This is a genomic window from Aquiflexum sp. (assembly GCF_041751335.1).
Lineage (GTDB): Bacteria > Bacteroidota > Bacteroidia > Cytophagales > Cyclobacteriaceae > Aquiflexum.
Genome location: NZ_JBGSXS010000133.1, coordinates 1 through 3,717 on the forward strand (window position 1 = coordinate 1; position 3,717 = coordinate 3,717).

At 41.8% G+C, this 3,717-nt stretch carries 3 protein-coding genes; all 3 read left to right on the forward strand.

The window, feature by feature from the left end; translation table 11 throughout:
- Nucleotides 1-260: 260 nt before the first annotated feature.
- Nucleotides 261-1,148, forward strand: coding sequence for a phospholipase A (locus ACEW8U_RS07130; RefSeq protein WP_373521348.1), 888 nt, complete (start codon nucleotides 261-263; stop codon nucleotides 1,146-1,148).
- A 47-nt stretch (nucleotides 1,149-1,195) separates the two neighbouring features.
- Nucleotides 1,196-1,819, forward strand: coding sequence for a Pr6Pr family membrane protein (locus ACEW8U_RS07135; protein WP_373521349.1), 624 nt, complete (start codon nucleotides 1,196-1,198; stop codon nucleotides 1,817-1,819).
- Nucleotides 1,820-1,928: 109 nt separating this feature from the next.
- Nucleotides 1,929-3,717, forward strand: a 1,789-nt coding sequence (locus tag ACEW8U_RS07140) for an alpha-amylase family glycosyl hydrolase (protein WP_373521350.1), incomplete at its 3' end; no start/stop codon positions are given.

Consider the following 3,717-nt stretch of genomic DNA (forward strand, 5'->3'; position numbering starts at 1 on the left):
TATATGATCTTGGCAATAAGACCTGTCAGGTTTTGAAAACCTGACAGGTCTTAAGTAGGAATGAATTCCCATTAAGAATAAATTTCAAAACAGACGAAGATAAAATTAATTCAACCATCACTTTCTGATATTAAATTTAGAAAGATTCACAACCAGCTTTTTAAAATTCTCTCCTTTTTTGGTTTGCATAAGATTTGAAAACAATCTTTTCTCCAAAAGTGTATTATTAAAAATTTTTACTTGCCATTACTACTACTACTATGAAACATGTTTACCTAATTCTTTTGATTCTGATGGCTGGTCAGGGACTGGCACAGGAAATCACCGAACTACAGAACAGGATCATTTCCCAAACTCTTTCTCAAAGATGGGAATTGGATTCGGCAGACAAGAAGGGGACTTTCAGGCTTAATTATTACAAGCCATTTTACATCACTGCAGGCCGTTGGTCCAATAATCCAAACTTTCAGCCCCAAAGCGAAAACCCTGATTTTTCTGTTCCCGAAGCAAGTCCATACAACAATTACGAGGCAAAATTCCAATTGAGCTTCAAGAGCAAGGTTCTGCAATCCATGTTTTGGGGCCATGGAGATTTGTGGATTGCCTATACACAGGTGGCGCATTGGCAGATTTTCAATACAGACCTTTCCCGCACATTCCGTGAACTCAATTACGAACCTGAACTCATGTTAAATTTTGGCCTCAATGCCAATGTGCTGGGATTCAGATGGCGGACAGTTGGTGTATCCTTCAACCACCAATCCAATGGCCAGGACCTTCCAAGGTCTAGAAGCTGGAATAGGGTGATATTTCATGCAGGACTGGAAAGAGACCGATGGATGGTTGTACTTAGACCTTGGATTAGATTGCCTGATGAAGAGGATGAAAATCCTTTGATCATGGATTTTATCGGAAGGGCAGAAGCCACAGTCGCCTATACGGTCAAAAACCATAGCATTTATGTCATTGCCAGAAATAATCTGAGTTTCAACCCAAACAGGGGTTCTGCACAGTTCAATTATGTGTTTCCAATCAAAAATAATCTTCGTGGACACCTTCAGGTCTTTGACGGCTATGGTGAAACCATGATTGATTACAACCACAGGCAAACCACGATTGGATTGGGCATTTCATTTATTGATTGGTAAGCGGCCTGTGGCCTTTCGTAAACCAAGCTGGATTAATCCATTTCAATATGAAAAAAAACATTGCTCTAATTTTTGCCATCATAGCATGGTTTGCGGTGATCATGCAATTCTACCTGATGATGGAAAACAGGGTGGCTTCAGTCCCTGAAACCATCGTCCGCTTTTTCAGTTTTTTCACCATTCTGACCAATACCCTGGTGGCTGTTTACTTTACAGTACAATGCATGGCTAAGAATCAAAAAAGTTTTTGGCAGCAACCTGGAACTTTGACTGCCATTACGGTATATATTCTTGTGGTCGGTTTGGTGTATCAATTGGTATTGAGACAAATCTGGGAACCGGAAGGCATGCAGAAAGTTGTTGATGAGTTGCTACATTCCGTAAATCCTGTTTTGGTACTGATCTTTTGGTTTATTTATGAGAAAAAGAACAATATCCGCTGGAACCAATTGCCTTATTGGTTACTGTATCCTTTGATTTATTTGGTGTATATTTTAGGCAGGGGGCATCTTTCAGATTTTTATCCTTATCCATTTGTCAATGTTGCTGAACTGGGCATGCAGCAGGTTTTGGTCAATTCATTTTTCCTCCTTTTGGTTTTTTTGGGACTGTCGGCAGGTTTGGTTTGGGTAGGAAAAAGAACTTCAAAAAAACAGATTGGAGGACTTTAGCATTCAATTCTTTTCCGGTTTTGAGACCTTTCAGGTTTTGAAAACCTGAAAGGTCTTTTTCTTTGTGTTTTTGTGCCTTTGTGGGAAACTACTTTTTATATTTAGCCCTATGAAAAAATTCTTTGTTCTTGCTGGCCTTATTGGCACATTGACTTTTGCCGGAATCAGCTGTAGCTCCCCTGAAATTCAAAAAGAAGAATCCACCATGACTGAACCACATAAAATCGTCGTTTACCAGGTTTTCACCCGCCTTTTTGGCAATACCAATACAACCAACAAAACTTGGGGCACCATTGAGGAAAACGGCGTGGGCAAGTTCAATGACTTTACGGATAAAGCCTTGAAAGAAATCAAGGCCATGGGTGTTACCCATATCTGGTACACCGGAATTCCCCATCATGCTGTCATCCGTGATTATACATCTTATGGTATTTCCAATGATGACCCGGATGTGGTCAAGGGCAGGGCAGGTTCCCCCTATGCCGTCAAAGACTACTATCAGGTCAATCCTGATTTGGCAGTTGACCCTGCCAAAAGAATGGAGGAATTTGAGGCCTTGATTGACCGCACCCACAAGCATGGCATGAAGGTCATCATAGATATCGTACCCAACCATATTGCACGGAAATATGAAGGTAAAAACAACCCTGAAGGCATAAAGGATTTTGGTGCGGATGATGATACCTCTGTCGAATACAAAAGGGACAATAATTTCTACTATATCCCGGGAAAAGCGTTTGAAGTACCGGAACCTTTGAATGAATACAAGCCACTTGGCGGAGAAGCCCATCCTTTGGCCGATGGGAAATTTGACGAAAACCCAGCTAAATGGACCGGAAACGGCAGTAGAGAACCTCAGCCACATTTTTATGACTGGTATGAAACCGTCAAAATCAATTATGGCATCAGGCCTGATGGCACAAAGGATTTTCCTGAATTACCTGCTGAATTTGGTCAAAAAAACTATCAGGCGCATTTCGCTTTTTGGAAGGATAAGGATGTACCTGACTCCTGGAAGAAATTCAGGGATATTGCCCTCTTTTGGATTGAAAAAGGAGTGGATGGTTTCCGCTATGACATGGCGGAAATGGTGCCCGTGGAGTTTTGGAGTTATATGAACTCGGCCATCAAGATGAAAAATCCTGATGCATTTCTGTTGGCAGAAATCTACAATCCAAGGGAATACCGAAACTACATCCACTTTGGCAAAATGGATTACCTCTATGACAAGGTGGAGTTGTACGATACCCTCAAAAACATCATGCAAGGAAAAGGATCTACGGATAATCTTATCGGCATCCAAAATGGACTTTCGGATATAGGCAAGCACATGCTGCACTTTTTAGAAAACCACGATGAGCAGCGTATTGCAAGTCCGGATTTTGTCGGCAAAGCGGAAATCGGCAAACCTGCCGCGGTCCTTTCAGCCACCATTGATGCCGCACCTATGATGATTTACTTTGGACAGGAAGTTGGAGAACCTGGTACAGAAAAAGCCGGATTCGGCAATCCCACAAGAACTTCCATTTTTGACTATATCGGTGTTCCCCATCACCAAAGGTGGATGAACGAAGGGAAATTTGATGGGGGACAGTTATCAGTTGAGGAAAAAGAACTGAGGGACTTCTATGTCAGGCTCTTGAATTTCACCAAGGGAAGTTCAGCACTTGCAGGCGTTTATCAGGAAATCCACAGCCACAACCGCCATCATACCGAATGGTACAATGACAGGGTTTTTTCTTTTGTACGATGGAGTTACAACCAAAAGCTATTGATTGTCTGCAATTTTGATGCGGAGCAGACTTTTGGGTTTGACTTGGAATTGCCCAGTGATTTGATAGAAAAGTGGAATCTGAAGACCGGTGATTTGACGCTTTCTGAGAAACTATATGGAAAGG